The sequence below is a fragment of the Pseudomonas sp. B21-021 genome (assembly GCF_024749205.1).
Taxonomy (GTDB): Bacteria; Pseudomonadota; Gammaproteobacteria; order Pseudomonadales; family Pseudomonadaceae; genus Aquipseudomonas; species Aquipseudomonas paraglycinae.
This window is the reverse complement of the sequence record NZ_CP087192.1, coordinates 1-25,059: the sequence shown is the minus strand read 5'-3', so window position 1 is coordinate 25,059 and position 25,059 is coordinate 1. Positions and strand designations below refer to the sequence as shown.

Here is a 25,059-nt window from a genome sequence, read left to right as displayed (position 1 = left end):
TCATTGGTTGTCCAGCGCATGGAGGAAGTCATAGCGGGGCGCCAGCCCGTTTTGCCAGGCCTCGAACTGCTGATAAACCGCCTCGAGCATGTTGCCGGTCAGGCGCAGGCTGGTTTCCATCACAGTGGCTATCGCATCCCAGTCTTCCTGACGCTTGCAGGTGCGCTGCAGCATCAATTTGATTTCGTTGAAGTGCTCGATATCAATGTCGGAATGCGCAATGAAGAAGGTCAGTTGCGCGGGTTTGAGCGCCAGCGTTTCACTCAGGCTATCAATGAGGGGAGTGATGAACTGGTAGGCGTTTTCTGCCCAATAACTATAACCAAGCCGTTGTAGCGGGTTACCGGTAAAGGAAATCCAATATAAATAAGCGATCAGCACATCAGTGGCCGGTAGTGCAGGCGGAATATCAAACACTTCATTCTTCAAACCAAGGCTCATGACATCATGCAGTGCCATTTTTTCATGACCGACTTCCTGTGCCGCATGTTCAAAGCAGAACTTGGCATACACCGGATTATCCGCATGTCTAACACCCACCAGTCCTTGATTTCGCGCATTGTGCGCCGTGTAGTGAAAAGTCTGGATCATATAGATCGCATATAAGGCTCTTGAAACGCTACCTTCGCGGATGGCATTCACCAACCGCGAACTTTCCAGAATATCGGCCCATGACTTTTCGATTCGCTCATCGAGCAGGCTTAATTGCTGTTCAAAACTGAGAGGCGTATTCATCAACGGGGGTCTCCAATGGGTTAGCGAGCAGGTGGGCGGACTGTTGAAGTGCTGTGAGGATTTGCTGCCATTGAGCCGAGAGCAGCCAGTAATCGCCGCGTTGGCGTTGTTCGATACGCAGGGCGTCGGTGGTGATGGGCGTCAGGCCGAAGCGCTGGAACAGTCGCCGCTGCGGTGATCGGCAGAGCGCGGTAACGCCCTCATAACCCCGCGTGACCGCCCATTCCGTGGCAGCGGCCAGCAGGCCGTTGATCGACATGGGGAACTGAGTTTGCGAGTGACTGATCAAGCGACTGAACTCGACATGGCGCGACAGCGTCGTGGCGGGAGACAGTTGCTGCTGCGCCAGTGAGGCCCATTCGAACGGCGCAGGGGTCACTCTCAATACGGCCGTGGGCCTGTCGTGCTGATACAACAGAAAGTGGGTACTGCGCGAAATAATCGCCAGGCGTGTTTCAAGTGACCTGGCTCTGGGTGTCAACATGTAGTGTTGCAATCGCAATCGAAAATGACGGGAAACAAACCGTTCAAACTCTCGTGTATCTGATCCTACTTCAAGAATAACGATGCGATAGTTTTCATGACGCCTTTTAAAGGTCGTCTGAATCTCCTGCAGATAATCCGTTAATTGCGAATCCCTGATATCCATTTCTTCTCCGCAGCCGTTAACTTTTCGAAGTTTTCTGAGCGCATTGAAATAATGAATGGTTTTAGAAAAATCGCCACTGTGTGGCTTCTGAGAATAACGTCGGAAAAATTACAACAATTGAATACTTAAAGATTCATCTGACGTAGAAAGGAAAAATTCAAACAAAACGCGGGGCTATAACTTCAGCTAAATGAAGGAAAAATCGCAGGCACGCGTAGTACTCCTCGCCATGAAAGCCGAGGAGTACTCACGAAATTAACCACGGGTGGTATCAGGCCGGGCGCACGATATTGCCGGTGGCCAGATCCCGAATCAGGCTCGGGTTCTTGCGACCGCCAAGCGCTCCGCCGAGCACCAGATCGACCTGACCTCGGAAATATTGCTCGACCCGCAAGCGACTCTTCGCCGCCGGCCGCCCCTGCGGATTGGCCGACGTCGAAATCAACGGCCCTACCAGCGAGCACAGATCCCGCACCTGCGGATGATCGCTGACCCGCAGTGCCACGGTGTCATGCACCCCGGTCACCCACTCCGGCAGCAGGTTCTGGTGCGGCACCAGCCAAGTGTTCGGGCCCGGCCAGGTGCTGGCCATGCGGTCGATCCAGTCCTGGGGGAAATCCTCGAACAGAAAATCGAACTGACGAATGTTGTCGGCAACCAGGATCAGCCCCTTGTCCACCGAACGGTTCTTGATCGCCAACAGACGATCCACCGCTTCTTCATTCCAAGGATCGCACCCCAGCCCCCAGACGGCTTCGGTTGGATAGGCAATCACCGCCCCGGCGCGAATCTCTCGTGCGGCTTGTTGCACACGCCAACTGTTGACCATGAAAAACTCTCCGCAAACAGGTTTCGCGCAGTTTACCGATCTTCAATGCAAAACCTAGCTCACGCGCGCAAACCAGCGGCCGTTTTCACACACCGCGCGGCCATCCATCTCCAGTTCGGTCAGCGCCGCCAGCACTTTGGGCAGCGCCCAGCCACTGCTGTCGGCCAGGCCCTCGCTGGTGTGCGGCGCCGCGTGCAGCAAGCTCAACAACCGGTTCTCCGGATTCGCTGCGGCGGTGGATACCGGCAGATGCTGCCAGCCGCGCAGGGCTTCGAGAATGTGCTCGATGGTTTCCACCAGCACGGCGCCGTCACGGATCAGTTGATGACAGCCCCGGGCGCCGGGGTGATGAATCGAACCGGGAATGGCGTACACCTCGCGCCCCTGTTCCGCCGCCAGCCGTGCGGTGATCAACGAACCACTGGCGACACTGGCCTCGACCACCAGCACGCCGAGGGACAAACCGCTGATGATCCGGTTGCGTCTCGGGAAGTTGCTCGCCGTCGGCCCGGTGTCCAGAGGGAATTCCGAAAGCACTGCGCTGCCGGACGCAATCATCACGTCCGCCAGCCGCCGGTTGCGCTGTGGATAAAAGTTTTCCAGACCGGTACCGAGCACGCCGACCGTTTGCCCGCCGATGTCGACAGCGGCTTGATGCGCCGCGGCATCGATGCCCAGCGCCAGACCGCTGGTGATGACGAATCCGGCCCCCGCGAGACTGCGGGAAAACGCAGCGGCAGTGTCCATGCCCGGGCGGGAGGCGCGGCGACTGCCGACCATCGCCAGTTGCGGTTTTTCCAGAATTCGTGGGTCGCCAGCGACAAACAGCAGGGGCGGTGGGTCGGGAATCTGCGCCAACAAAGCCGGATAATCCGGGTGATCCCACATCAGCAAATGTTGATCCGGACGCTCTAGCCAGCGCAATTCGTGGCTGGCGCCGTCGCGAACTTCAGGGCAGCGTCGGGCCTCGGCGCTGGCCGCCGGCAAACCCAGCGAGCGCCAGGCACTGGCGGGAGCGCTGATAGCCTTTGAGGCAGAGCCGAAGGCTTCGAGCAGTTTGGTGAAACGCTTGGGACCGATTTCCGGCAAGCGGTGCAGGCGCAGGCGCGCTTCCAGTTCCGCAGGCGAAACCGATGGAGAGACAGGCATCATCATGGATCATCCTTGATCGTTATAAGGCCCGAACCTTTCGGAACAAGCTGTGGATAACTCTGTTGGTAACTTGTGAAGCCAGCTAAGGATTTCGCACCTTGTCCAGCACCGCGAGCGAGCGCGATGCGTTCAGCACGAGGCCGTAACTGAGTTTGTCGTAGGTGCGGAACACCATCAGCAATCCGGCACGTTCATCGGGGATTTTCAGCGGCTGGCCAGTGATCCGGTCACGCACGGTTTCGCCGGTTTTCATCACCACCAGCACGTTGCCCTCGGCCAGGCCGTCGCGTTTGCCCTTGTTCAGGGTCACCACGTCCATCGCGCCGATCTGTGTGACGCCGCGCGGCACATCGATGATCAGGCCGTTGATGTCGGTGGTGGGAGCGCTGGGCATGAAGGTCGAGTTTATCGAACGCTCTTCGCCGCTGAACAAGCGGTCGCCCAGGCGCACTTCCTGAGTCGTGCGTTGCAGGGCGAGGGTGGCGACGTCACCTTCAGTGGCGACAATCTCACCGCCGCCGATGTCGTCGGCGTTGATCCCCAGAAACTCCTTGCTCTGCGGATCGGTGTAGACCTTGCCCTGGCGGAAGATGCCGTAGACCGGCTGGTTCGGGTCGAAATGGCCACGGGCGAAGATCCGGTCGCCGGTGCCGCTGAGCACCCGTTCGGCATCGCCGGCGACGATGTACGGCGCCTTGTCGAAGTCCTCGACCTTGTCGACGATGCGGTTGCTCAGCAGAAAGCTGTTAATGGATTTGAGCGGAATGCTCGGAATCGCCTCGGCTACCGGACTGGTGCGGATGCGCGGCGACAGCTTGATGGTGCCGCGCGACTCGCCGCGATTGACGGTCAGGCGCGGCTGACCGTTGACGTAACTGAGCGTCAGCGTGTCGCCCGGATAGATCAGGTTAGGGTTTTCGATCTGCGGATTGGCCCGCCACAGCTGCGGCCACTGCCAGGGTTCGCGCAAATATTTACCGGAGATGTCCCAGAGCGTATCCCCCGAAACCACCGTGTATTGCTGTGGAAAACCTTCCTTGAGTTGCACTTGCCCGTGCGCGGCGCCGGCCGAGGCCAGAAACAGCAGGGCGAGTAGTGATTTCCTCATGCGGTGAATCCCTTTATTATGTGCGTTCGCGTGAAACGCCAGAGCCCCCGTGGCTCGCTCCCTGCTCTATGCTGAAAATCAAGGAGCTACGTTTCACAACGGTAGCCTGCATCTTCGGACCCGCCAGGCCATCGCCCGACTTTACCTCACACGTGCAGCAATCAAGCTTATGGCCATTTTGAACATCCTCGAATTTCCGGACCCGCGTCTGCGCACTATCGCCAAACCTGTGGCTGTAGTGGACGACGAAGTGCGTCAGCTGGTCGATGACATGTTTGAAACAATGTATGAAGCGCCGGGCATCGGCCTTGCCGCGACCCAGGTCAACGTGCACAAACGTATCGTCGTGATGGACCTTTCCGAAGACCGCACCGAACCGCGGGTGTTCATCAACCCCGAGTTCGAATCGCTGACCGACGAAATGGAGCAATACCAGGAAGGCTGCCTCTCGGTGCCGGGTTTCTACGAAAACGTCGACCGCCCGCAGAAGGTCAAGATCAAGGCTCTGGACCGTGACGGCAAGCCTTATGAACTGATCGCCGAAGGCCTGCTCGCGGTGTGCATCCAGCACGAATGCGACCACCTCAACGGCAAGTTGTTCGTCGATTACCTGTCCACGCTCAAACGCGACCGGATCAAGAAGAAACTGGAAAAGCAGCACCGCCAGAACGCTTGATGCCCCTCTCCAAAGGCTTGCTGCGGCAAGCCTTTTTCTTTTTATGAGACTCCCCCATGACTGAGCCACTGCGCATCGTTTTTGCCGGCACCCCGGAATTCGCCGCCGAACACCTCAAGGCCCTGCTGGACAGCCTTTACGAGATCGTTGCGGTCTACACCCAACCGGATCGCCCGGCCGGTCGTGGGCAAAAACTGATGCCGAGCCCGGTCAAACAGTTAGCGTTGGAAAACAATATCCAGGTGTTGCAGCCGCCGACCCTGCGCAACGCCGACGCTCAGGCCGAGCTCGCTGCACTGAAGCCTGACTTGATGGTGGTGGTCGCCTACGGCCTGATCCTGCCGCAAGCGGTGCTGGATATTCCGCGCCTGGGTTGCATCAACAGCCACGCCTCGCTGCTGCCACGCTGGCGCGGTGCGGCGCCGATCCAGCGCGCCGTGGAAGCGGGCGACGCCGAAAGCGGCGTGACCGTGATGCGCATGGAGGCCGGCCTCGATACCGGGCCGATGCTGCTCAAGGTCGTGACCCCGATCAGCGCCGAAGACACCGGCGGCAGCCTCCATGATCGCCTAGCCGAAATGGGCCCGCCCGCCGTGGTGCAGGCGATTGCCGGTCTGGCCGCCGGCACCCTGGAAGGCGAAGTGCAGAATGATGAACTCGCCACCTACGCGCACAAACTGAACAAGGACGAAGCGCGCATCGACTGGAGCCGCCCGGCCGTTGAGCTGGAACGTCTGGTCCGTGCCTTCAATCCATGGCCGATCACCCACAGCACGCTCAACGGAGAAGCGCTGAAAGTGCTGGCGGCGACACTCGCCGAGGGTAAAGGCGCACCGGGCACGATTCTCGGCGCCAGCAAGGACGGTCTGCTTGTCGCCTGTGGCGAACAGGCGCTGTGCCTGACCCGCCTGCAATTGCCCGGCGGCAAGGCGCTGAACTTCAGCGATCTGTTCAACAGCCGTCGTGAGAAATTCGCCACAGGCATCGTGCTGGGCGCAGCGGTGGACGCGCAATGAACCCGCGTCTGGCCGCCGCCAAGGCACTCGCCGCTGTCCTGAGCGGCAAGGCTTCGCTCAACAGCTCCCTGCCGACGCAACTGGACAAGGTCGAAGATCGCGATCGCGGTTTCACCCAGGACCTGGCGTTCGGCACCGCCCGTTGGCAGCCACGCTTGTCGGCGCTGGCGGAAAAACTGCTGCAGAAGCCGTTCAAGGCTGCCGACGCCGATGTCGAGGCATTGCTGCTGGTCGGCCTCTATCAACTGCTCTACACCCGCGTCCCGCCGCACGCCGCCATTGGCGAAACCGTCGGTTGCGCCGACAAGCTGAAAAAGCCGTGGGCCAAGGGCTTGCTCAACGCCGTACTGCGCAATGCCCAGCGCGAACATGAGGCGATCTTCGCCGAACTGGAACGCGATCCGGTGGTGCGCACCGCCCACCCGCGCTGGCTGCAAAAATCCCTGAAGGCCTTCTGGCCTGAGCAATGGGAAGCCATCTGCGAAGCCAACAACGCGCATCCGCCGATGATTCTGCGGGTCAACCGCCGTCATCACAGCCGTGACGCGTACCTGGGTCTGCTGACTGAAGCCGGGATCGCCGCGCAGCCGTGCACTTTCAGCCGCGACGGCATCGTGCTGGATGCTGCTGCCGATGTGCGCAGCCTGCCGGGTTTCGCCGAAGGCTGGATCAGCGTGCAGGACGAAGCCGCGCAACTGGCCGCCGACCTGCTCGACCTCGCGCCGGGCCAGCGAGTGCTGGACGCCTGCTGCGCGCCTGGCGGCAAGACGTGCCACATCCTCGAAGCCGAACCGGCACTGGCCGGCGTGGTGGCGGTGGATCTGGAAGCCAAGCGTCTGGTGCGGGTGAAAGAAAACCTCGAACGCCTCGGTCTGAATGCTGAACTGATCGCCGCCGACGGTCGCGACACGGCAGCCTGGTGGGACGGCAAGCCGTTCCAGCGCATCCTGCTTGACGCGCCGTGCTCGGCCACCGGGGTGATCCGCCGTCACCCGGACATCAAGCTGACCCGTCAGGCCGACGACATCGCCGCCCTCGCGCAACTGCAAGGCGAACTGCTCGACGCGATGTGGAAAACCCTCGAAGTGGGCGGCATCCTGCTGTACGCCACCTGCTCGACCTTGCCGACCGAGAACACCGAAGTGATCGCCGCGTTCCTTGAGCGTACGCCGGGCGCACGGGAGCTGGATCTGGCCACCGCCGCCGGGATCAAGCAGCCCCATGGTCGCCAATTGCTGGCCCGGCAGGGCGGGCATGACGGGTTCTACTACGCCAAGCTGATCAAGATCGCTGCCGCGCGCGGCTAAACGGATTCAATGGAGTGACTGGATGAAAATCATCATCCTCGGTGCGGGACAGGTCGGCGGTTCGCTGGCTGAACATCTGGCCAGCGAGGCCAACGACATCACGGTGGTCGACACTGACGGCGACCGTCTGCGCGATCTTGGCGATCGCCTCGACATCCGCACCGTGCAGGGCCGTGGCTCGTTGCCGAACATTCTGCGTCAGGCCGGTGCCGACGACGCCGACATGCTGGTCGCGGTGACCAACAGCGACGAAACCAACATGGTCGCCTGCCAGGTCGCCCACACCCTGTTCCACACCCCGACCAAGATTGCCCGGGTGCGCGAAGCGTCGTACCTGACCCGCGAGGAGCAACTGTTCCAGAACGAGGCGATTCCGGTAGACGTGCTGATCAGTCCCGAGCAGGTCGTCACCAACTACATCAAGCGACTGATCCAGCATCCCGGCGCCTTGCAGGTGATCGACTTCGCCGAAGGCCAGGCGCAACTCGTCGCGGTGCGCGCTTATTACGGCGGACCGCTGGTGGGGCAGCAACTGCGCCAGCTGCGCGAACACATGCCGAACGTGGAAACGCGAGTGGCCGCGATTTTCCGTCGTGACCGACCGATTCTTCCCCAGGGCGATACGGTGATCGAGGCGGACGACGAAGTCTTCTTCATCGCCGCCCGTGCGAACATTCGAGCCGTGATGAGCGAAATGCGCCGGCTCGATGAAAGCTACAAACGCATCGTCATCGCCGGCGGCGGGCAGATTGGCGAGCGGCTGGCCGAGGCCATCGAAAGCCGTTATCAGGTAAAGATCATCGAGATGAACCCGGCGCGCTGCCGTTATCTCTCCGATACCCTCGACAGCACCGTGGTGCTGCAGGGCAGCGCGTCGGATCGCGACCTGCTGCTGGAAGAGAACATTGCCGACGCAGACATCTTCCTTGCCCTGACCAACGATGACGAAGCCAACATCATGTCGTCGCTGCTGGCCAAGCGTCTGGGCGCGAAGAAGGTGATGACGATCATCAACAACCCGGCCTACGTCGACCTGATCCAGGGCGGCGACATCGACATCGCCATCAGCCCGCAACTGGCGACCATCGGCACCTTGCTGGCCCACGTGCGGCGCGGCGATATCGTCAGCGTGCACTCATTGCGTCGGGGCGCGGCGGAGGCCATCGAAGCAGTTGCTCATGGCGACTCGAAGTCGAGCAAGGTCATCGGCAAGGCCATCGAAAACATCGCGCTGCCGCCGGGGACCACCATCGGCGCGATCATCCGCGATGAAGAAGTGATCATTGCCCACGACGACACGGTGATTGCAGCGGGCGACCATGTGATTCTGTTCCTTGTGGATAAAAAGCATATTCGCGATGTGGAGAAGCTGTTCCACGTGGGCCTGAGTTTCTTCTGACCGACCAAGAGGCGAGACCGATGATCGAATCCCTGGAAAAAATGCTCGCCAAGGGTGTGGATAACTCGCTGCTGCGCTTCGGCCTCGGCAAGGGTTATCTGGATCTGGGGGAGAACGCGAAGGCGGCAGAGCATTTCCAGCGTTGCGTCGGCTTCGATCCGAAATACTCGGCGGCGTGGAAATTGTTGGGAAAGGCGCAGTTGGCGCTTGGGGATCTGCCAGCGGCACGACAGGCATGGGAGCAGGGGCTCGAAGCGGCCCGGGTCCATGGCGACAAGCAGGCCGAGAAGGAAATGACGGTGTTTCTGAAGAAGCTCGAACGGCAGAAGCCGTGACGGCTGTGGATAACCTGTTTGGTCAGGTTATCCACAAACGCCCATCGCCGATCAGTACCAGCGCGCCTCGCCCGGCGGACGCTTCTTGAAGCGTTTCATGCTCCACATGTACTGGCTCGGGTAAGCCGCCACATAACGCTCGACGACTTTACTCATCGCTGCGCAGGAGGTTTCGGTGTCGGTGCTGTACATGGCTTCCGGCGCCGCTTCGAGGATCACCTTGTAACCGGAACCGTCCGGCAGACGCAGGGCATGCAGGAACACCCCGACGGCTTTGCCGCCAGCGAGCATGTTCGGCACGAACTTGCTGGTCAGGGCCTGAGTCGCGAAGAAGGGCACGAAGATCCCGGCGGATTCGGCCGGTTCCGGGTCCGCTGGAATCCCCACCTGACCGCCCTTGCGCACTTCCTTGATGACGCTGAGGATGCCTTCCTTGGTCGACGCGGCGACTTTGTTGCCCAGTTGCACGCGTTGTTTGCGCAGCAATTCATCCACAGCCTTGAGCTTCGGCGGCCGGTAGAAAATGATCGGTTTGCACTGGCTGCAATAGAAGTGGTTAAGCACTTCCCAGTTGCCCAGGTGGCTGGTGATGCCGACCACGCCCTTGCCCGAGGCCAGCGCTTCTTTCAGCACTTCGAGGCCTTCGACTTCGCGCACCAGGTCGATGGAACGCTGGGCCGGCCAGATCCAGGCGCAGGCGCTTTCGGTCAGGGACTTGCCGATGTCTTTCAGGCTCTGGCCGACCAGACGCTCACGTTCGGCCGGGTCCATCTGTGGAAAACATTTGGCCAGGTTGATCCGCACCACATCGCGGGAACGGTTGGGGGTTTTCCACATGATCCAGCCGATCGCCGAACCCACGGCCTGCACGGCCCGCCACGGAAGCATGGCAAACAGCCGCAGAGCGCCAACCAGCATGGCGCCTTTAAACTTTTCCACAGGTCACTCCTGATCTTGTGCTGTGCGCGAGGCGGCCATTCTAACCGGCGTTGACGAGCTGCGCGTAGCGGTCGCAGTCCTGAGTGTGGTCCATGACCATGCCAGAGGCCTGCATCAGCGCGTAGCAGATGGTCGGACCGACGAAGGTGAAACCGGCCTTTTTCAGGCCTTTGCTCATGGCCACGGCTTGCGGGGTGATGGCCGGGACTTCGCTGCGATCCTTGAAATGATTGATCACCGGGCGGTTATCAACAAACGACCAGAGGAAGGTCACCGGATCTTCCAGCGCCAGCCAGGCCTGGGCGTTGCGCCGGGCGGCATTGAGCTTGAGGCGGTTGCGGATGATCCCCGGATCGAGCATCAATTCGTCGATTTCAGCGTCGCTCATCTGCGCCACGCGCTGTACGTCGAAGCCGAACAACACCTCGCGATACCGCTCGCGCTTGCGCAGCACGGTGATCCACGAAAGCCCGGCCTGGAACCCTTCGAGCAAAAGCAACTCGAACAAACCCTGCGCATCGCGTAGCGGCGTGCCCCACTCCTGATCGTGGTAAGCCATGTACAGCGGATCTTCGTTGCACCAAAAGCAGCGTGGCATAAGGCTCCAGGGGGTGGAGGTGCGACTGAATCGGGTATACTCCCGCTCTTTAAATCGCAGCCCAAGAAACAGGTGAATTTCGTGAGCCAGCCTACGCCAGCCGTGCGTACCTTCCAAGACTTGATCCTCGCGCTCCAGCAATACTGGGCCGAGCAAGGTTGTGTGGTACTTCAGCCCTACGATATGGAAGTAGGCGCCGGCACTTTCCACACCGCGACATTCCTGCGCGCCATCGGCCCGGAAACCTGGAACGCCGCTTACGTGCAGCCAAGCCGCCGTCCGACTGACGGCCGTTACGGCGAAAACCCGAACCGTCTGCAGCACTACTACCAGTTCCAGGTTGTCCTGAAGCCGAACCCGGACAACTTCCAGGAGCTGTACCTGGGCTCCCTCAAGCATGTCGGCCTGGACCCGCTGGTCCACGACATCCGCTTCGTCGAAGACAACTGGGAATCGCCGACCCTCGGCGCCTGGGGTCTGGGCTGGGAAGTCTGGCTGAACGGCATGGAAGTGACCCAGTTCACGTACTTCCAGCAGGCGGGCGGCATCGAGTGCTACCCGGTGACCGGCGAGATCACCTACGGTCTGGAGCGTCTGGCCATGTACCTGCAGGGCGTGGACTCGGTCTACGACCTGGTCTGGGCTGACGGTCCGTTCGGCAAAGTGACCTACGGCGACGTGTTCCACCAGAACGAAGTGGAGCAGTCCACCTACAACTTCGAACACGCCAACGTCGACAAGCTGTTCGAACTGTTCGATTTCTATGAAAGCGAAGCCAAGCGCCTGATCGAACTCGACCAGCCGCTGCCGTTGCCAAGCTACGAAATGGTCCTGAAGGCCTCGCACACCTTCAACCTGCTGGATGCGCGCCGGGCGATCTCGGTAACTGCGCGTCAGCAATACATTCTGCGCGTTCGCACCCTGGCGCGTTCCGTCGCCCAAGCCTACCTGCTGGCCCGCGCCAAGCTGGGCTTCCCGATGGCAACCCCGGACCTGCGTGACGAAGTACTGGCCAAGCTGGAGGCTGCACAATGAGTGCTCAAGATTTTCTGGTTGAACTGGGCACCGAAGAACTGCCACCCAAAGCCCTGAACACCCTGGCCGAAGCGTTCCTGGCCGGTATCGACAAGGGCCTGCAAGCTGCCGGTCTGAATTACGAGACCAAAACCGTCTACGCCGCGCCGCGTCGTCTGGCTGTGCTGATCACCGCGCTGGCCACCCAGCAGCCGGATCGCAGCATCAACCTCGACGGCCCGCCACGTCAGGCCGCGTTCGATGCTGAAGGCAACCCGACTCAAGCGGCACTGGGTTTTGCCAAGAAGTGCGGCGTCGAGCTGAGCGAAATCGACCAGAGCGGTCCGAAACTGCGCTACAGCCAGAACATCGCCGGCAAGCCGACCGCCAGCCTGCTGCCGACCATCGTCGAAGACTCGCTTAACGACCTGCCGATCCCGAAACGCATGCGTTGGGGTGCGCGCAAGGAAGAGTTCGTGCGTCCGACCCAGTGGCTGGTAATGCTGCTCGGCGACCAGGTCATCGACTGCACGATCCTCGCGCAGAAGGCTGGCCGTGAGTCCCGTGGCCACCGCTTCCACCACCCGGAAAGCGTGCGCATCGGTTCGCCGTCGAGCTACTTGGCCGACCTGCGTGCCGCTTACGTACTGGCCGACGCCAACGAGCGTCGTGAAATCATCAGCAAGCGCACCGAAGAGCTGGCGACCCGTCAGGAAGGCACCGCGATCGTGCCGCCGGCGCTGCTCGACGAAGTGACCGCGCTGGTCGAGTGGCCGGTGCCGCTGGTGTGCTCGTTCGAGGAACGTTTCCTCGACGTGCCGCAGGAAGCGCTGATCACCACCATGCAGGACAACCAGAAGTACTTCTGCCTGCTGGATGCCGACGGCAAGTTGCTGCCGCGTTTCATCACTGTGGCCAACATCGAATCCAAAGACCCGCAGCAGATCATCGCCGGTAACGAGAAGGTGGTTCGCCCACGTCTGACCGACGCCGAGTTCTTCTTCAAGCAGGACAAGAAGCAGAAGCTCGAAGCGTTCAACGATCGCCTGCAGAACGTGGTGTTCCAGGAAAAACTCGGCAGCGTCTACGACAAGGCCGAACGCGTGTCGAAACTGGCCGCGTACATCGCCGCTCGCATCGGCGGCAACGCTTCGTGGGCTGCCCGTGCAGGCCTGCTGTCCAAGTGCGACCTGGCCACCGAAATGGTCGGCGAGTTCCCGGAGATGCAAGGTGTCGCCGGCTACTACTACGCCCTCAATGACGGCGAGCCGGAAGACGTCGCCCTGGCGCTGAACGAGCAGTACATGCCGCGCGGTGCCGGCGCTGAACTGCCAGCCACCCTGACCGGTGCGGCCGTGGCCATCGCCGACAAGCTCGACACCCTGGTCGGCATCTTCGGCATCGGCATGCTGCCGACCGGCAGCAAAGACCCGTATGCCCTGCGCCGTGCGGCACTGGGCGTGCTGCGGATCCTGATCGAGAAACAACTGGATCTGGACCTGAACGACGCCGTGGCGTTCGCCGTGAATGCGTTCGGTGCCAAGGTCAAGGCTGCGGGCCTGAATGACGCGGTGCTGGAGTTCATCTTCGATCGTCTGCGTGCGCGTTACGAAGACGAAGGCGTGGATGTGGCCACCTACCTGTCGGTACGTGCCCTGAAGCCGGGTTCGGCGCTGGACTTCGACCAGCGTGTACAAGCGGTTCAGGCCTTCCGCAAACTGCCGGAAGCGGCAGCGCTGGCGGCGGTGAACAAGCGTGTGTCGAACCTGCTGAGCAAGGTGGAAGGCTCGGTGCCGACCGAAGTCCAGGCCAAGTACTTCGACAACGCCAACGAGTTCTCGCTGTACTCGGCGATCCAGCAAGCGGACCAGGCTGTACAGCCAATGGCCGCGGCGCGTCAGTACAACGAATCGCTGGCACGCCTGGCTGCACTGCGCGAGCCGGTGGACGCGTTCTTCGACGCGGTGATGGTCAATGCCGAAGACGCCAATGTGCGGGCCAACCGTTACGCGCTGCTGGCGCGTCTGCGTGGCCTGTTCCTGGGCGTTGCCGACATTTCGCTGCTGGGTTGAGGGATTGCTGTTGAAACTGCTGATTCTCGATCGGGACGGAGTGATCAATTACGACTCCGACGCTTACATCAAGTCGGTGGAGGAGTGGATCCCGCTTCCCGGCTCGATCGAAGCGATTGCGCAGTTGAGCAAGGCCGGCTGGACGGTGGCGGTCGCCACCAACCAGTCGGGCATTGCTCGCGGCTACTACGACCTCGCCACCCTCGATGCCATGCATGCGCGCCTGCGCGAACTGGTGGCAGAGCAGGGCGGTGAAGTCGGGCTGATTGTGTATTGCCCGCATGGGCCGGACGAAGGTTGCGACTGCCGCAAGCCGAAACCGGGGATGTTGAAAACCATTGCGCAGCATTACAACGTCGCGCTGACGAATGTCTGGTTCGTCGGCGACAGCCTTGGTGACCTGGAGGCCGCCAAAGCCGTCGATTCACAGCCCGTTTTGGTAAAGACCGGGAAAGGCGAAAAGACTCAGGCCAAGACCTTGCCGGTGGGCACCCTGATTTTTGACGATCTCGCGGCGATTGCCGCAGAACTTATCCACAACTAGAGTGCTTCTGAAGTTCCTGACCAGGGATTGATCGGGAGTGCGCTTGAACAGTCGGGCATTGCCCGTAACGGTAAACGTCGCCATGTCGATACTGCAGGCCATCAGAATCTTCCTCTTTTACCTGCTGCTGGGCACCACCGCTCTGCTGTGGTGCAGCCTGAGCTTTTTTATCGCGCCCTTTCTGCCGTTCAAGGCGCGCTATCGCTTCATCAATGTGTACTGGTGCCGTTGCGCCTTGTGGTTGACCAAGGTGTTCCTCGGTATCCGTTACGAAGTCAAAGGCGCGGAAAACGTGCCTGACCGGCCCTGCGTGATTCAGTCGAACCACCAGAGCACCTGGGAGACGTTCTTTCTCTCCGCTTATTTCTCGCCCTTGAGCCAGGTGCTCAAGCGCGAATTGCTTTATGTGCCGTTCTTCGGCTGGGCGATGGCCATGCTGCGGCCGATCGCGATTGACCGCGACAACCCGAAAGCCGCCCTCAAGCAGGTCGCGGCGAAGGGTGACGAGCTGCTCAAGGACAATGTCTGGGTGCTGATCTTCCCCGAAGGCACTCGCGTTCCCCACGGAACCATCGGCAAGTTCTCCCGCAGTGGCAGCGCGTTGGCGGTGAATGCGGCGCTTCCGGTGCTGCCGATTGCGCACAATGCCGGCAAGTTCTGGCCGAAAATCGGTTGGGGTAAAAAGTCCGGCGTGATCACTGTGGTGATCGGGGAGCCGATGTACGCCGAGGGCAGCGGCCCCCGCGCCATCGCCGATCTGAATGACCGGGTGCAGGCGTGGAACGAGAAGACCCAACGGGAAATGGGCTCGCTGCCTCCAGCCCCTGAGGCACCGGCTGCGAACGATCAGATCGCTGTCTGAGATTTGTGGATAACCTGTGTACGGTTTGTTCGCAAAGTCCCGAATTATCAAATTAAGTGACTGATTTACTTATATATTTCCGAAACTGATAAAACGCCGTAAAAGGTGCATAAGTTTTTTTCGGAAGTAAGGAAACCGGCTGATATAGCCGGTTTTTTTATGCCTGCTCTTCGGCGATCAGCGGCAGCTCCAGACGGAACGTCGTGCCTTGATCGACAACGCTCAGGCATTCGATCCGGCCGCCATGGTGATCCACCACGGCTTTGACCATCGACAATCCCAGGCCCACACCGTCGATGCCCTGTGCAGAAGAAAAGCGCCGGTACTGGCTGAACAGATCGGGCAGTTCCTCTGCAGCGATGCCTTTGCCTTGATCGGTCAGTTCACAACTCAGCCAGTCATCGTGGCAGCTGACACGCATGTCGACCCTGGATCCGGCAGGGCTGTACTTGATTGCATTTTCCAGCAGGTTGAACAGTGCACGGGTCAGCAAGCCCTGATCCGCCAGGATCAAGCGCTCCTGGGATTGTTCGTCCATGTCACTCGAGAGCTCGATGCGTTTTTGCTGGGCGATGGGCAGTGCCTGATCCAGCACGTCCATGACCAGCATCCCGAACAGGCTCGGTTGAAACTGATACGCCTCGGATTCGGCCCGGGCCAGCAGAACGAAGCCGTCGGTGAGTTCCAGCGCCCGGCGTACCTGGCGCTCAATCTGTTCGAACAGCGGCGAATCCGTTCCCGTTTGATGCCGGTGTACCTCGAGCAGGGCAAGAATCGCCGAATGAGGGGCACGCAGGTCGTGGGACAGAAAGCGCAACAGCACACCGCGCTGTTCCTCGGCGGCGCGTTCGGCGCTCAAGTCAGTGAGACTCAGGAGCCAGCCGATCGGCAGGTCGCCATCGACTGGCAACAGCGCGGCGCGCTCCAGGCGCAGGCTACGTTCCTTGTGGTCCCGAAACTCCAACAGAGGCAGCTCGGATAGCGACGGGCGCGGCTCTGTGGACAACTCCGGATAGCCCAGGCTCGCCAGTTGCTCGAGCACATCCTCGCCCACCAGATTGTGATCGAACAGGCTTCGGGCCTTGCGGTTGCCCAACAAGACTTGCCCCCGTGGATCGCTGATCAAGGTCGCGACCGGCAGATACTCCAGCCCATCGGCAATGAATCGGCGGGTATCGCGAGTACGGCTCATGGCTTGCTCAAGCGCCATGATCTGCCCCTGCAAGCGGTCGGCGCTGGGAAACTGCGCCCGACGTCGTTCGGGAAAGACTTTCGGTTCACTGTCCAGCCGCGCCAGCTCCCAGCCGAAGTAGGTGAGCACCACGCTCAGGCGCCGCCAGTTCCAGATCAGATAGCCGAACAGCATGCCGAGCGCCGCAGGCGTCGGCGACCACCAACGCCGCATTTCAGCCAGGCCTGCACTGGTCAACAGCACGCAGGCAATTCCGCCCAATGTCAGCCAGAGCGCCAGACGCGGACGCCACAGCAGCAACCCAAGTACGCACGCGACCATGGCTACCGAGAGTCCCGCGCCCATCAACGGCGCCGGATCATGCAAATTGATCTGCGCGCGCCAGGAAAGCAGTGCAGTCAGCGGCAACAGCACTAGACTTATCCACACCCACTCGCGCACCAGTTGCCGGAACAAACGCTGAACCTGGCTGGGTACGCGGCTTTCGTGTCGGCGCTGGTTATTCATGGGAAACAGGGCAGGGCGGGTTGAATGGTTTCATAGGCGGCCGGTCTGAGGACGTAGACCCGAAGAATCATAGCGGCTCACCCCACGGCGTGCCGCTTACTTTCACTGCATGGAGTCAGCCGATCCGGTCGGCACCCATTGCCCGAGCGACAAGGAACCACCGCGTATGCGCGTTGCGATACTGGACGATGAACCCGCCGAACTGCGCCGGGTCGAGCAGACCCTGCAACAAATGGCCGAGGCCGGAGGACAGCCCTGGTCACTGCACAGCTTCGAAAGCGGTGAAGACCTGCTGCGACAGTTGCGCCGGGAAACCTTCGACCTGCTGATCCTCGACTGGCAGCTGCCCGACCTCACTGGCCTGGCGCTGCTGCGCTGGACACGCGAACACATGGAAGCCCCGCCGGCGGCCATCATGCTCACCAGCCGCGACGGTGAAAGCGACATCGTCCAGGCCCTGAATGCCGGGGCCGACGACTATGTCAGCAAGCCGTTTCGGCCCAATGAACTGAAGGCCCGCGTGGCGGCGGTATTGCGCCGGCACAGCCTGCAACGAAGCGCCCCGGCCGAAGTCCTGCGTTTCAACGACCTGGTGTTCGACGACGCCGAACTCACCGTCACCCGCGACGGCAAACCGATCGTCATGACTGAACGTGAATATCGTCTCGCCCATTGCCTGTTCAGCAACCTTGGACGACCGCTGTCACGGGACTATCTGTACGAACGATTCTGGCCCCATGAAGAGATGTCGACATCGCGACCGCTGGACACCCATATCTATCGCCTGCGCAACAAGCTCGGGCTGACAACGGATCGGGGTTGGCAGTTGCTGACGATTTATGGGTATGGGTATCGGTTGGAGAGTGTGGCGGCAGTCTCCGAATAAGTAGGGAGGCGCCGGGACCCTTACCTTCTCATTTTTAAATCATTCATCCAAAGATGGATCTCTAGGCCTCTTCGCTGCTGATTCAATTTGTTTGATGCTGCTTTCTGGGACTGGGAGGTCCTCAGGCATGGTGCCCCCCAGCTCAACGATGGTTTCCCTGACTTTCCTGCCAACCTCAAAGTGAACTTGGTTGGCATTTCCTTTTCCCTGAACGTTGTCACGAACCAATTTATCTTCAGCTTGTGTTGCTCGGAATAGATTGGCGGCGAGCTCCGTAGATCCCATGTGATCAAGAATTTTCTGTGTTTTCTTCAAACCCTTGCGCTGGTGGATCGCTTTCTGATCGAGTCCACCATAAAGGCCTTTATAACCGTGGTTCTGGAAGATGGCGAAATCCAGACCCGACTCGACACCTGCTTGCTGCGCGACCTCCACGAGCTATTTATTGTGTTCTCTCAGCTCATTACGTAGAAAAATCCGTTTCTGGTCTTCCCGCAACTGCTGGAACGAACCATCGTTAGCTAATTCCTGGCGACGAGTTTGAACGGCGAAGTACGCTTGCCCTGCAGCGATTACCGGTTTGGAGGGATCTCCGTTCTGGACCACCAGATAGCAGGCATAGCGCGAAAGCTTTACATCCTGTAACTCCCTTTGAGCACCAGAACCAATAGAAACCATTCCGAGCGAATCCTCGAAATGGTTTTCGGCTTCCTGACCACTGTTTTGACAAGCTTCTTTAGCTCGAGCCAGAACCGGTAAAAAATGCCGATATTCCGAGTACTCAAGCAGCTTGGCCAAGCGTCGTGCAGACCAATATTCCGCACCTTGGTTATCAGTCATTTTCAGCTCTTCAAATGACTCGTGTCGCTCATTCATCTCAAAATCTCCCAGCTGGCCTTTAAGTACTGAGTGCAACTCCAATAGTTACCGTTTTGCTTTTGCACAGCCAGCAGGGACTTATCTGCTAACAAAAAGCCCCTGTTGACGCTCTGTCAGCAGGGGCTTCAGTTCCATCCGAAATCTGAAAGGGATCAGAAATCCAGGTTGGACACCGCCAGAGCATTGCTCTCGATGAAGTCACGGCGAGGTTCGACCGCATCACCCATCAGGGTGTTGAAGATCTGGTCTGCGCCGATGGCGTCTTCGATGGTGACTTTCAGCATGCGGCGCACACTTGGGTCCATGGTGGTTTCCCACAGCTGATCCGGGTTCATTTCGCCCAGACCTTTGTATCGCTGAATGGTGTGGCGCTTGGTGCTTTCAGCCATCAACCAGTCCAGGGCCTCCTTGAACTCGGTGACCGCTTTCTTGCGCTCGCCACGCTGGATGTACGCGCCTTCGTCGAGCAGGGTGCTCAGTTGAGCGCCGAGGGTGACGACGGTCTTGTAGTCGTTGCTGCCGAAGAAGTCGCGGTTGAAAGTGACGTAGTTCGACAGGCCGTGGGAGATCAGTTCGACCTCTGGCAGCCACACGCCACGTTCACGGTCTTCACGCAGGCTGGCCTTGTAGACCAGGCCCGACTTCTCGACGGTGCGCAGACGGACTTCGTACTGGGCCAGCCAGTCTTGCATCTTGGCGTGGTCGCCGAGCATTTCCAGACTCACGGCCGGCAGGTAGATGAAGTGCTCGGTCAGCTCCTGCGGGTACAGGCGGGACAGACGCTTGAGGGTCTTCATTACCATGCGGAAGTCGTTCACCAGACGTTCCAGCGCTTCGCCGGAAATGCCCGGGGCGTCTTCGTTCAGGTGCAGGCTCGCATCTTCCAGGGCCGACTGCGTCATGTACTCTTCCATGGCGTCGTCGTCTTTGATGTATTGCTCTTGCTTGCCTTTCTTGACCTTGTACAGCGGCGGCTGGGCGATGTAGATGTAGCCGCGCTCGATCAGCTCAGGCAACTGACGGAAGAAGAAGGTCAGCAGCAGGGTACGGATGTGCGAACCGTCGACGTCAGCATCGGTCATGATGATGATGTTGTGATAGCGCAGCTTGTCGATGTTGTACTCTTCGCGACCGATACCGCAGCCCAGCGCGGTGATCAGGGTGCCCACTTCCTGGGACGAAATCATCTTGTCGAAACGGGCTTTCTCGACGTTGAGGATCTTGCCCTTCAGCGGCAGGATGGCCTGGGTCTTGCGGTTTCGTCCCTGCTTGGCAGAGCCGCCCGCGGAGTCACCTTCCACGAGGTACAGTTCGGACAGCGCCGGGTCTTTTTCCTGGCAGTCAGCGAGCTTGCCTGGCAGGCCGGCGATGTCCAGCGCGCCTTTGCGGCGGGTCATCTCACGGGCCTTGCGCGCCGCTTCACGGGCACGGGCAGCGTCGATCATCTTGCCGACGACCAGTTTGGCTTCGTTCGGGTTTTCCAGCAGGAAGTCCGAGAAGTACTTGCCCATTTCCTGTTCGACCGCGGTCTTCACTTCGGAAGACACCAGCTTGTCTTTGGTCTGGGAGCTGAACTTCGGATCCGGCACCTTCACCGAGATGATCGCGGTCAGGCCTTCACGGGCATCGTCACCGGTGGTGGCGACTTTGTGCTTCTTCGCCAGACCTTCCTGCTCGATGTAGTTGTTCAGGTTACGCGTCAGTGCGGAACGGAAGCCCACCAGGTGGGTGCCGCCGTCGCGCTGCGGAATGTTGTTGGTGAAGCACAACAGGTTCTCGTTGAAGCTGTCGTTCCACTGCAGGGCGATTTCCACGCCGATGCCGTCTTCACGCTGGATGTTGAAGTGGAACACCTGGTTGACCGCAGTCTTGTTGGTGTTCAGGTATTCAACGAACGCACGCAGGCCGCCTTCGTACTTGAACAACTCTTCCTTGCCGCTGCGCTCATCCTTGAGGACGATGCCGACACCGGAGTTGAGGAAGGACAGTTCACGAATGCGCTTGGCCAGGATGTCCCAGCTGAAGTGAATGTTCTTGAAGGTTTCGCTGGAAGCCTTGAAGTGAATCTGGGTACCGGTGGTTTCGCTGTCACCAACGATCGCCATCGGTGCCTGAGGTACGCCGTGGACGTAGGTCTGTTCCCAGATCTTGCCGCTGCGGCGAACGGTCAGGACCAGCTCTTCGGACAGCGCGTTCACAACAGAAACACCTACACCGTGCAGACCGCCGGATACCTTGTAGGAGTTGTCGTCGAACTTACCGCCGGCGTGGAGGACGGTCATGATGACCTCGGCGGCGGAAACGCCTTCCTCTTTGTGCACGTCTACCGGGATGCCACGGCCGTTGTCTTTAACGGTGATGGACTCATCCGGGTGGATGATGATGCTGATGTCGTCGCAGTGGCCGGCGAGGGCTTCGTCGATCGAGTTGTCGACCACCTCGAACACCATGTGGTGCAGACCGCTGCCATCGTCGGTGTCACCAATGTACATACCGGGACGTTTGCGCACGGCATCCAGGCCTTTCAGCACTTTAATGCTCGATGAGTCGTACGTATTTTCTTCGCTCAATGCCTTCACTCCCGATGGTCGTGGGTCTGGGTGATACGGCCCTGTTCCACGTGGAACAGAGCGACTGGCGTTTCCGTCTGCCAGCCTTCCCTCAATAATTCGTGATCTACACAGGTGATAAAAACCTGGCAGCGTAAGTCTTCCAGCAAGCGGCATAGCGCGCGACGGTGGCTCTCGTCCAGCTCGGACGGCAAGTCATCCACCAGATAAATACACTGGCCGCGTCGGGCCTGGCTCACCAGATGCCCCTGGGCAATCCGCAACGCACAGACCACCAACTTCTGCTGACCCCGGGACAGGATGTCCGCGGCGTTGTGTGCGCCCAATCTAAGACGCAAGTCAGCCCGTTGTGGCCCTGCCTGGGTATGACCCATCTGCTGGTCCCGTTGCACGGATCCGGCAAGTACGGCGCTCAATTCCCGGTCCTTGTCCCAGCCTCGGTAATAGCTGAGCGTCAAACCTTCGAGCTCAACCAGTTCGCTCAAGGTTTGTTCAAAGACTGGTTTCAAGGCTTTGATGTAAGCGCGGCGGTATTCATCGATTTCAGCGCTGGCCTGGCACAGTTCCCTGTCCCAAACCGCTTGCGAAACGGCGTCAAGTGTACCATGCCGCAGCCAGGAGTTTCTCTGGCGCAAGGCCTTCTGCAAACGCTGCCAGGTGGCCATGAACCGCGGCTCGACGTGGAACACCCCCCAATCGAGGAACTGCCGGCGAATCTTCGGCGCGCCTTCCAGCAGGCGAAAGCTGTCGGGGTTGATCAACTGCAGCGGCAGGATTTCCGCCAGTTGCGCAGCGCTACGAGCGTTCTGACCGTCGATGCGGATCTGGAACTCGCCCTGACGGTCGCGAGATATCCCCAATGCGCTGTGGCCACCCTCGGCGAGCTCGACCTGACCGAATACGGTGCAAGCGAGTTGCTCGTACTGGATGACCGGCAACAGCCGCGTGCTACGAAACGAACGGGCAAGCCCCAGCAGGTGAATGGCTTCCAGAACACTGGTTTTGCCGCTGCCGTTGGCGCCGTAAAGAATGTTGATTCGGGGGGAGGGGGAGAAGGTCACCGGGTGCAAATTGCGCACCGCGGTGACCGAGACGCGACTTAGCGACATCCAGAGTCAGCTGATTACAGACGCATCGGCATGACAACGTAAGCCGAATCGTCATTGTCGGACTCTTGCACCAGCGCACTGCTGTTGGAGTCGGACAGGATCAGACGAACCTGCTCGGTAGTCATCACGCCCAGCACGTCGAGCAGATAGCTGACGTTGAAGCCGATTTCCAGGGAGCCGCCGTTGTATTCCACGCCTACTTCTTCTTCCGCTTCCTCCTGCTCCGGGTTGTTGGCCTGGATCTTCAACTGACCGCTGGCCAGTTGCAGACGGATACCGCGGTATTTCTCGTTGGACAGAATCGCGGTACGGCTGAACGCTTCGCGCAACGCCTGACGATCACCCAGTACCAGCTTGTCGCCGCCCTTCGGCAGAACGCGCTCGTAGTCCGGGAACTTGCCGTCGACCAGTTTCGAGGTGAAGGTGAATTCGCCAGTGGTCGCACGGATGTGGTGCTGACCCAGGACGATGCTGACGTTACCGTCCGGCTCGGTGAGCAGACGCGCCAGTTCGAGAATGCCTTTACGCGGCACGATCACCTGATGGCGTTCCTGCTGACCGATGTCGGCCTGCATCGAGCACATGGCCAGACGGTGACCGTCGGTGGCCACGGCACGGATCACACCGGTCGACACTTCCAGCAACATACCGTTGAGGTAGTAACGCACGTCCTGCTGGGCCATGGCGAAACTGGTACGTTCGATCAGGCGACGCAGCTTGCTCTGTTCCAGGCTGGTGGTCAGCGAACCCGGGCCTTCTTCCACAGTCGGGAAGTCGTTGGCCGGCAGGGTCGACAGGGTGAAACGGCTACGGCCGGCTTTCACCACCAGCTTCTGCTCGTCGACCTTGATGTCGATCAGCGCATCGTTCGGCAGGCTCTTGCAGATGTCCATCAGCTTGCGCGCCGGCACGGTGATGGAACCTGTTTCAGCCGGCTCCTCGAGTTGCACGCGACCGACCAGCTCGACTTCCAGGTCGGTACCGGTCAGCGACAGTTGCTGGCCATCGACAACCAGCAGCACGTTGGACAGTACCGGCAAGGTCTGTCGGCGCTCGACGACGCCTGCGACCAGTTGCAGGGGTTTCAACAGGGCTTCGCGTTGAATGGTGAAATGCATGGTCTAGTCCCTTGCCTTAATAAGCTGCGCTGGTGTTCATCAAGTGGTCAGTGTACGCAGCAGGTTCTTGTAGTCCTCGCGGATGTCCGCGTCGGATTCCTTAAGTTCGTTGATCTTGCGGCAGGCGTGCAGCACGGTCGTGTGGTCGCGGCCGCCAAACACATCGCCGATTTCCGGCAGGCTGTGGTTGGTCAGTTCCTTGGACAATGCCATGGCCACCTGACGCGGACGAGCGACCGAACGCGAACGGCGCTTGGACAGCAAGTCGGAGATCTTGATCTTGTAGTACTCGGCGACGGTGCGCTGAATGTTATCCACAGAGACCAGTTTGTCCTGCAGCGCCAACAGGTCTTTCAGGGATTCGCGAATCAACTCGATGGTGATGTCGCGGCCCATGAAGTGCGAGTGGGCGATCACGCGTTTCAGCGCGCCTTCCAGCTCACGGACGTTGGAGCGAATGCGCTGGGCAATGAAGAACGCCGCATCGTGTGGCAACTCGACTTTGGCCTGGTCGGCCTTCTTCATCAAGATGGCGACGCGGGTTTCCAGCTCCGGCGGCTCGACGGCAACCGTCAGGCCCCAGCCGAAGCGGGATTTAAGGCGCTCTTCAAGGCCTTCGATTTCTTTCGGGTAGCGGTCACTGGTGAGAATGACCTGCTGGCCACCTTCAAGCAGGGCGTTGAAGGTGTGGAAAAACTCTTCCTGGGAACGTTCCTTGCGGGCGAAGAACTGAATGTCGTCGATCAGCAGGGCGTCCACCGAACGGTAGAAACGCTTGAACTCGTTGATCGCGTTCAGTTGCAGCGCCTTGACCATGTCGGCCACGAAACGCTCGGAATGCAGGTACACGACCTTGGCATTCGGGTTCTTCTTTAATAGATGGTTACCCACCGCGTGCATCAAGTGCGTCTTACCCAGGCCCACGCCACCATAAAGGAAGAGCGGGTTGTAGCCGTGCTTCGGGTTGTCTGCCACCTGCCAGGCCGCCGCACGGGCGAGCTGGTTGGATTTACCTTCGACGAAGTTCTCGAAGGTAAAGGTGCGGTTGAGGTAGCTGGTGTGCTTGAGCGCGCCTTCGACCTGCACGGTGCGCTGTTCAGCGCGCACCGGGGCCTGTTGCGAAGCGGCACCGGCCATCGGATCGAAGCTGTCGCGGGACGGCTCTTCACTGATTTCTTCGGTTTTCTGCGTCGAGCGCTTGGTCGGCGCAGGCGTCGGAGCTGGTGCTGGCGCACTGGCCGGCGCGGTATTGGCCTGAGCCTGGGACACTTGCGCAGCAGCCAACGGCGCATTCGGTGCCGCACGCGGCGCCGAACTGCGTTTGCTGCCTATTAATAAGGAGAGCGACGGTGCGAGACCGTTGCCATGCTCATCCAGCAGTTCAAGGACGCGCCCCAGGTACTTTTCGTTGACCCAGTCCAGAACAAAACGGTTCGGTGCGTAGACGCGCAACTCGTCGCCTTCGGCTTCGACCTGTAGTGGACGGATCCAGGTGTTGAATTGTTGGGCAGGCAGCTCTTCGCGCAAAAGCTCCACGCACTGCTGCCAAAGTTCCACTGACAC

Annotated in this window: 24 protein-coding genes; 10 read left to right on the top strand and 14 right to left on the bottom strand. The window is 60.0% G+C overall.

Annotation, left to right across the window (positions count from 1 at the left end; genetic code table 11):
* The 5 genes from LOY31_RS00120 to LOY31_RS00100 form a co-directional block, all read right to left on the bottom strand.
* A complete protein-coding gene (locus LOY31_RS00120) occupies window positions 1-735 on the bottom strand; it encodes an iron-containing redox enzyme family protein (protein WP_221534985.1) in 735 nt (244 codons plus the stop codon).
* On the bottom strand, window positions 713-1,384 hold the full coding sequence (locus LOY31_RS00115; protein ID WP_221534986.1) for a hypothetical protein: 672 nt from the start codon (window positions 1,382-1,384) through the stop codon (window positions 713-715). The genes LOY31_RS00120 and LOY31_RS00115 overlap by 23 nt, the downstream gene beginning before the upstream one ends.
* A 271-nt stretch (window positions 1,385-1,655) precedes the next feature.
* Window positions 1,656-2,213 (bottom strand): L-threonylcarbamoyladenylate synthase, encoded by a 558-nt coding sequence (locus LOY31_RS00110; RefSeq protein WP_007954101.1) that lies wholly within the window; start codon window positions 2,211-2,213, stop codon window positions 1,656-1,658.
* A 54-nt stretch (window positions 2,214-2,267) separates the two neighbouring features.
* A complete protein-coding gene (dprA, locus tag LOY31_RS00105) occupies window positions 2,268-3,368 on the bottom strand; it encodes a DNA-processing protein DprA (RefSeq protein ID WP_258712683.1) in 1,101 nt (366 codons plus the stop codon).
* 79 nt (window positions 3,369-3,447) lie between these two features.
* Window positions 3,448-4,473: a LysM peptidoglycan-binding domain-containing protein gene (locus LOY31_RS00100; RefSeq protein ID WP_007954103.1), complete on the bottom strand. Its 1,026-nt coding sequence runs from the start codon at window positions 4,471-4,473 to the stop codon at window positions 3,448-3,450.
* 169 nt (window positions 4,474-4,642) lie between these two features.
* Here LOY31_RS00100 and def point away from each other — a divergent pair, with 169 nt between their 5' ends.
* The 5 genes from def to LOY31_RS00075 are packed head-to-tail and all read left to right on the top strand — an operon-like array spanning window position 4,643 to window position 9,206.
* On the top strand, window positions 4,643-5,149 hold the full coding sequence (gene def, locus LOY31_RS00095; RefSeq protein ID WP_007954104.1) for a peptide deformylase: 507 nt from the start codon (window positions 4,643-4,645) through the stop codon (window positions 5,147-5,149).
* Between the two features lie 56 nt (window positions 5,150-5,205).
* Complete coding sequence (fmt, locus tag LOY31_RS00090; protein ID WP_221534989.1) at window positions 5,206-6,165, top strand: methionyl-tRNA formyltransferase; 960 nt, start codon at window positions 5,206-5,208, stop codon at window positions 6,163-6,165.
* Window positions 6,162-7,472, top strand: a complete 1,311-nt coding sequence (rsmB, locus tag LOY31_RS00085; RefSeq protein WP_085606336.1) for a 16S rRNA (cytosine(967)-C(5))-methyltransferase RsmB — start codon at window positions 6,162-6,164, stop codon at window positions 7,470-7,472. The genes fmt and rsmB overlap by 4 nt, the downstream gene beginning before the upstream one ends.
* A gap of 22 nt (window positions 7,473-7,494) precedes the next feature.
* Window positions 7,495-8,871 carry a Trk system potassium transporter TrkA gene (gene trkA / locus LOY31_RS00080; RefSeq protein WP_085606334.1) on the top strand — a complete coding sequence of 459 codons (1,377 nt, stop codon included), beginning with the start codon at window positions 7,495-7,497 and terminating at the stop codon, window positions 8,869-8,871.
* 20 nt (window positions 8,872-8,891) lie between these two features.
* Window positions 8,892-9,206, top strand: coding sequence for a tetratricopeptide repeat protein (locus tag LOY31_RS00075; RefSeq protein ID WP_085606332.1), 315 nt, complete (start codon window positions 8,892-8,894; stop codon window positions 9,204-9,206).
* 51 nt (window positions 9,207-9,257) lie between these two features.
* Here the strand turns inward: LOY31_RS00075 and LOY31_RS00070 are convergent, their stop codons facing one another.
* Together LOY31_RS00070 and tag are read right to left on the bottom strand one after the other, a co-directional pair.
* Window positions 9,258-10,145 (bottom strand): lysophospholipid acyltransferase, encoded by an 888-nt coding sequence (locus tag LOY31_RS00070; RefSeq protein WP_085606330.1) that lies wholly within the window; start codon window positions 10,143-10,145, stop codon window positions 9,258-9,260.
* 40 nt (window positions 10,146-10,185) lie between these two features.
* Window positions 10,186-10,743: a DNA-3-methyladenine glycosylase I gene (gene tag, locus LOY31_RS00065; protein ID WP_085606328.1), complete on the bottom strand. Its 558-nt coding sequence runs from the start codon at window positions 10,741-10,743 to the stop codon at window positions 10,186-10,188.
* Between the two features lie 81 nt (window positions 10,744-10,824).
* On the opposite strand from tag, the gene glyQ reads away from it, so the two are divergent.
* The 4 genes from glyQ to LOY31_RS00045 all read left to right on the top strand — a co-directional run bounded on the left by glyQ (window position 10,825) and on the right by LOY31_RS00045 (window position 15,235).
* Window positions 10,825-11,778, top strand: coding sequence for a glycine--tRNA ligase subunit alpha (glyQ, locus tag LOY31_RS00060; protein WP_003187265.1), 954 nt, complete (start codon window positions 10,825-10,827; stop codon window positions 11,776-11,778).
* Complete coding sequence (gene glyS / locus LOY31_RS00055; RefSeq protein WP_007954113.1) at window positions 11,775-13,829, top strand: glycine--tRNA ligase subunit beta; 2,055 nt, start codon at window positions 11,775-11,777, stop codon at window positions 13,827-13,829. Before glyQ ends, glyS begins: the two co-directional genes overlap by 4 nt.
* 4 nt (window positions 13,830-13,833) lie before the next feature.
* Complete coding sequence (gmhB, locus tag LOY31_RS00050) at window positions 13,834-14,373, top strand: D-glycero-beta-D-manno-heptose 1,7-bisphosphate 7-phosphatase (protein WP_164872121.1); 540 nt, start codon at window positions 13,834-13,836, stop codon at window positions 14,371-14,373.
* A gap of 82 nt (window positions 14,374-14,455) precedes the next feature.
* A complete protein-coding gene (locus tag LOY31_RS00045) occupies window positions 14,456-15,235 on the top strand; it encodes a 1-acyl-sn-glycerol-3-phosphate acyltransferase (RefSeq protein WP_258712682.1) in 780 nt (259 codons plus the stop codon).
* 157 nt (window positions 15,236-15,392) lie between these two features.
* Here LOY31_RS00045 and LOY31_RS00040 read toward each other — a convergent pair whose 3' ends face one another.
* Window positions 15,393-16,934 (bottom strand): ATP-binding protein, encoded by a 1,542-nt coding sequence (locus LOY31_RS00040; protein WP_258712681.1) that lies wholly within the window; start codon window positions 16,932-16,934, stop codon window positions 15,393-15,395.
* A 166-nt stretch (window positions 16,935-17,100) separates the two neighbouring features.
* On the opposite strand from LOY31_RS00040, the gene LOY31_RS00035 reads away from it, so the two are divergent.
* Entirely contained in the window at window positions 17,101-17,820 is a 720-nt protein-coding gene (locus tag LOY31_RS00035; RefSeq protein WP_258712679.1) for a response regulator transcription factor, read from the top strand.
* A 39-nt stretch (window positions 17,821-17,859) separates the two neighbouring features.
* On the opposite strand, the gene LOY31_RS00030 is transcribed toward LOY31_RS00035, so the two are convergent.
* The 6 genes from LOY31_RS00030 to dnaA all read right to left on the bottom strand — a co-directional run bounded on the left by LOY31_RS00030 (window position 17,860) and on the right by dnaA (window position 25,059).
* Window positions 17,860-18,255, bottom strand: coding sequence for a hypothetical protein (locus tag LOY31_RS00030; RefSeq protein ID WP_258712678.1), 396 nt, complete (start codon window positions 18,253-18,255; stop codon window positions 17,860-17,862).
* 3 nt (window positions 18,256-18,258) lie between these two features.
* Window positions 18,259-18,660: a BRO family protein gene (locus tag LOY31_RS00025; protein ID WP_258712677.1), complete on the bottom strand. Its 402-nt coding sequence runs from the start codon at window positions 18,658-18,660 to the stop codon at window positions 18,259-18,261.
* A 191-nt stretch (window positions 18,661-18,851) separates the two neighbouring features.
* Entirely contained in the window at window positions 18,852-21,269 is a 2,418-nt protein-coding gene (gene gyrB, locus LOY31_RS00020) for a DNA topoisomerase (ATP-hydrolyzing) subunit B (RefSeq protein ID WP_011331734.1), read from the bottom strand.
* Between the two features lie 5 nt (window positions 21,270-21,274).
* On the bottom strand, window positions 21,275-22,378 hold the full coding sequence (gene recF / locus LOY31_RS00015) for a DNA replication/repair protein RecF (protein WP_003220208.1): 1,104 nt from the start codon (window positions 22,376-22,378) through the stop codon (window positions 21,275-21,277).
* Window positions 22,379-22,392: 14 nt separating this feature from the next.
* Window positions 22,393-23,496, bottom strand: coding sequence for a DNA polymerase III subunit beta (gene dnaN, locus LOY31_RS00010; RefSeq protein ID WP_007954131.1), 1,104 nt, complete (start codon window positions 23,494-23,496; stop codon window positions 22,393-22,395).
* A 39-nt stretch (window positions 23,497-23,535) separates the two neighbouring features.
* Entirely contained in the window at window positions 23,536-25,059 is a 1,524-nt protein-coding gene (dnaA, locus tag LOY31_RS00005) for a chromosomal replication initiator protein DnaA (protein WP_007954132.1), read from the bottom strand.